We start from the raw sequence: 4015 nt of genomic DNA, 5'->3' as shown, positions 1-4015 counted from the left end.
GCTTTGGGTAATTGGCGCTCCAAAATGCGCCAGCATTCTTGAGCACAAATAAAAATAACATGATCTGCGAAAAACTACCATGCCCCCGCGGCAAAGAGCGGAAAAGACAATGTTTGGGTAATTAATGTTTTTTTCCAAATAAATGCCTTTAGTAGCTAGAAAGATGCTGATCCCGAACATTCGGGACAGCATGACGACCGCCTTAATGAATGTGCACTAAAAACAAATATAGAATTAACAAAAGATGTGTCCACACGATAGGATGTAAAATCGGGACAGGATGACGAATTTCCGTTATTTCCGTGGCTAAATTGAAATCTGCACTTATTTCACAATCATCAATTTTGCAAACTTAAGCAGTAACTGTTTATTGCCCAAGCCCTGGAAAAATACAGTAGCCTTAACATCAGGCAGGGTTCCCTCCAAGCTGATAATTTTTCCAAAACCGAATTTTTCGTGCTCAACTTCCATACCGCCTTGAAATTCATGTGGTTGAGATGGGGTAAAGCCAGGTGTTGGTACGTGTGCTTTTGCCAATAGCGATGTTGTTTTCGGGCGGACAGGTGGGGCAGAAGTCGTTGCGCCGGCCGCTGGTTTCGGTTTGCTAAAGAAATCACGTGGCTGCGAGGTCCATGTTTTGCGGTCATCGTCAAAATTACCTTCAAAACTGCTCGACTTGGCCGGTTTTACATCCAATTCTAAAAATTTCGGACTAATTTCGTTAATGAAACGGCTTGGTTCGCAGTTGGTTAACGTTCCCCAGCGGTAGCGGGAAGTGGCATAAGTAAGTGTCAGTTTTACTTCGGCACGGGTAATGGCCACATAAAACAAACGGCGCTCTTCCTCTAAATCAGTGCGGTTGGTTAACGACATTTGTGATGGAAACAGATTTTCTTCCAATCCAACAATAAACACGTTTTTAAACTCCAGACCTTTGGCCGAGTGGATCGTCATTAAAGAAACCGTATCCTTATTTTTATCTCCATCTTTATCATCATTGGTTAAAAGGGCAACATCCTGCATAAAGATATCGAGACCTTTTTCTTCAATATCCTCGCGTTCTGCAAATTCCTTAATACCATTTAATAACTCCTGGATATTTTCATACCGTGCACGCCCTTCAACGCTATCATCAGTATATAATTCTTTTAAAATACCTGCATGTTGGGCAATAAACAAAGCCGTATCATAAGCATCGAGCTTTTTTGCCTCTGCCTGAAAACTTTGCATCATCATAGCAAAATCGTTCAATTGATTAGCTAAACGCCCATCTACATATTCGTGTGCATTCGAAATTACATCCCACATGGTTTTTCCATGCTGATCTGCCGCAACAATAATTTTATCGATCGAAGTATCGCCAATACCACGTTTAGGGTAATTGATTACGCGTTTTATAGCTTCTTCATCCTTCGGATTAAAAGTTAAACGGAAATACGCAATTAAATCTTTAATCTCTTTGCGTTGGTAAAAAGATTGACCGCCATATATCCGGTAAGGAATATTTAATTTGCGTAAGCCCTCCTCCATAGCCCTGCTTTGTGCGTTGGTACGATACAAAATGGCAAAATCGTTGTGTTGGTAGCCTTTTGTACTGCGTTCCTGAATAATGGCTTCGGCAACCAGTTTACCCTCTTCGTTATCGGTAAAAGCCCGCGAAACTTTAATTCTTTCCCCTTCTGCATTTTCTGAGAAAACGTTTTTTTCGAGCTGGTTTTTGTTGTTTGCAATGATACTGCTCGCAGCATCAACAATATTTTGAGTAGAACGGTAATTCTGTTCTAATTTATAAACCTTTAAATCAGGATAATCACGTTCGAAATTTAAAATATTCTGGATGTTTGCGCCACGGAAGGCATAGATACTCTGTGCATCATCACCTACTACACAAATGTTCTGATAAGCCGCTGCCAGTTTTTTCACAATGGTATATTGCGAAAAGTTGGTATCCTGATACTCATCCACCATCAGGTATCTAAATTTCTGCTGATATTTATTTAAAACATCCGGATGTTCTTTCAATAAAATATTGGTTTTGAACAACAAATCGTCGAAATCCATTGCCCCAGCTCTAAAACAGCGCTTGGCATAGGTTTCGTAAATCTGGCCGATTAATGGGCGTTTATTCTGGATATCTTCGGCCTGTATCTGGTCGTTAGCTTGATATTCGCCCCAGGAAATTAAATTATTTTTGGCTGATGAAATTCTATTAAAAACAAAATTTGCTGCATATAATTTATCATCCAGCTGCATTTCTTTCAAAATGGCCCGGATTACACTTTTACTATCATCGGTATCGTAAATGGTGAAATTGCTTGGATAACCGATTTTCTCGGCCTCTACCCGTAAAATCTTGGCAAAAACAGAGTGAAAAGTACCCATCCAAATGTTCTTTGCCTCTGCACCAACCACTTTACTAATACGCTCGCGCATATCCTTACTCGCCTTGTTGGTAAAGGTTAAAACCAGAATGTTAAAAGGATCGGTACCGGTTTGAATAAGGTGGGCTACACGAAATGTAATTACCCTGGTTTTGCCCGAACCTGCACCTGCAACAATCATTACTGGTCCTTTTGTGTTCTCTACTGCTGCTCTTTGTTGTGGGTTTAATCCTGCTAAATAATCCAAATCGGCTCCTGTTTTTTTGAGGTTCAAAAATAACAATTCCTATCGCTTTTTGCCAAAGTTGTTAGTAATTAGTTTAAAACCTAATCGGTCGCCCCAACCGTTCGTCATTCTGAACTTGTTTTATTAGCTGTTCTTATTAATTTTAGGTCTAATAGCTACTTCGTGGTCAGAATCTATCCTTATATTGGCTTATATGTTCTTATCTATCTTATATGGTAAAGTGGACCTTGTTTTTATAGGGCTAATATGGCTATGGTAGATCTGTTTCTTTGGTTTTTTAGAAAAGCCAAACCTGTATTTCATTGGGTTCTGTAGTCCTTTGCTTTGCTCATACGCCTGCAGGCATTTCTCACAGGCCGGTATCCGCTTCGCCAAGGTTTATGTAAATTGGGTTTGTGCTACTATTAAAGGTTTAAAACCCACAGCCTATTTTATCGTTCGTCATTCTGAACTTGTTTTATTAGCTGTTCTTATTAATTTTAGGTCTAATAGCCACTTCGAGGTCAGAATCTATCCTTATATTGGCTTATATGGCCTTATCTATCTTATATGGTAAAGTGGACCTTGTTTTTATAGGGCTAATATGGCTATGGTAGATCTGTTTCTTTGGTTTTTTAGAAAAGCTAAACCTGTATTTCATTGGGTTCTGTAGCCCTTTGCTTTGCTCATACGCCTGCAGGCATTGCCCACAAGGCCGGTATCCGCTTCGCCAAGGTTTATGTAAATTGGGTTTGTGCTACTATTAAAGGTTTAAAACCCACAGCCTATTTTACCGTTCGTCATTCTGACCTTGTTTTATTAGCTGTTCTTATTAATTTTAGGTCTAATAGCTACTTCGTGGCCAGAATCTATCCTGTATTGCCAGTATAAGGGTCGTCATTGCGAGGAGGAACGACGAAGCAATCTTTCACGCTAGTGATCCTTGCCATAAAGATTGCTTCGTCGGCTGAAAAAGCCTTCTCGCAATGACGATGCCTCGCAGCTTATTACTGCACAAAAAAATTCTCTGCATTAATATTGATTTTTATACAATAAATTATGCCTCAGGGTGACATCATTTTGCGATTTATCCCTTAACTTAATCACATTGGGGTACTGCTTCAACTTTTTCTAAATGGTCAAAACCATATTTCATTTTTGAGGCTGCTTTTGCACCTACGCTGTTCGTAAACCTGATGGCAGCGGCAGCCCCGAAGCATGAGGGCTACAGCGAACAGCAGGACTGCAATCTCCGATGAAAAACCACCCTCTCATTTCCAATCAATGAAAAAATTATATCGACTAATTTTCTTTTCGGAGCGCAATGCCTGTGCAGGTAATCAAGTTGGTTCCCGCGTGTCGCTTCGCAAAGGTTCATATCATTTTTTGTGCTACTATTTACGCCTAA

1 protein-coding gene is annotated in these 4015 nt (G+C 40.0%); it reads right to left on the bottom strand.

Going from position 1 to position 4015, the window contains the following annotated elements; all coding sequences use genetic code 11:
• Nucleotides 1–324: 324 nt before the first annotated feature.
• A complete protein-coding gene (locus AW17_RS23065; RefSeq protein ID WP_029280647.1) occupies nucleotides 325–2628 on the bottom strand; it encodes an ATP-dependent helicase in 2304 nt (767 codons plus the stop codon).
• Between the last annotated feature and the right edge of the window lie 1387 nt (nucleotides 2629–4015).

This window comes from Pedobacter borealis DSM 19626 (genome assembly GCF_000708285.2).
In the GTDB taxonomy this organism is placed as follows: Bacteria; Bacteroidota; Bacteroidia; order Sphingobacteriales; family Sphingobacteriaceae; genus Pedobacter; species Pedobacter borealis.
The sequence above is the reverse complement of the archived record's forward strand: the minus strand, read 5'-3'. Positions and strand labels throughout refer to the sequence as shown.